This is a genomic window from Actinospica acidithermotolerans, from assembly GCF_018139625.1.
Lineage (GTDB): Bacteria > Actinomycetota > Actinomycetes > Streptomycetales > Catenulisporaceae > Actinospica > Actinospica acidithermotolerans.
In genome coordinates, this window is the sequence record NZ_JAGSOH010000305.1 from 1 (window position 1) to 805 (window position 805).

The 805-nt window shown below is 73.4% G+C and carries 1 protein-coding gene; it reads left to right on the forward strand.

Annotation, left to right across the window (positions count from 1 at the left end; all coding sequences use genetic code 11):
- Nucleotides 1-805, forward strand: an 805-nt coding sequence (locus KDK95_RS34825; RefSeq protein ID WP_212522619.1) for an HAD-IC family P-type ATPase, incomplete at both ends; no start/stop codon positions are given.

Sequence of the window (805 nt, forward strand, 5' to 3'; positions counted from 1 at the left end):
ACCCCAACGTCCCCGCCGCCACAATCTCGCCGCTCCCGCCACTCTCGCCACTCCCACCTGTCACGGACTTCCACGCGACGGCCGGCCTTGGAGTGACCGGGGTCGTCGAAGGGCACGCCGTCGTCGTCGGGCGCCCGGCGTACCTCGCCGAGGAGTGGTCACTGCCGCTACCCACCGAACTCGAAGCCGTCGTCGCCGAGGCAGCCGCGCTTGGGCGCACGCCTGTCGCAGTCGGCTGGGACGGAGCAGTCCGCGGCATCCTGGTCGTGGCCGACGCGGTGAAGCCCCGAGCCCGCGAGGCCGTCGCGGGTCTCCGCGCGCTAGGCCTCGAGCCCATCCTGCTCACCGGTGACCACGAGGCCGCCGCGCACGCCGTGGCCGAACAGATCGGCATCCCCGCCGCGTCGGTGATCGCCGGCGTACTGCCCGAGGGCAAGGCCGAAGCGGTCGCCGCCCTCCAGGCCGCGGGCCGCGTCGTCGCCATGGCAGGCGACGGCGTCAACGACGCGGCCGCCCTCGCGACCGCCGACCTCGGCCTGTCGATGGGCACCGGCACCGACGCCGCCATCGAGGCAGCCGACCTCACCCTCGTCCGCACCGCGTACGACGGCACCGGCGTCGACTTGTTCGCCGCCGTGGATGCCATCCGCCTCGCCCGCAGCACCCTCGGCACGATCAAGGGCAACCTCTTCTGGGCCTTCGCCTACAACCTTGCCGCCCTCCCCCTCGCCGCCCTCGGCCTTCTCAACCCCCTCATCGCCGGCGCCGCCATGGCCGCCTCGTCCCTGTTCGTGGTCTCCAACTC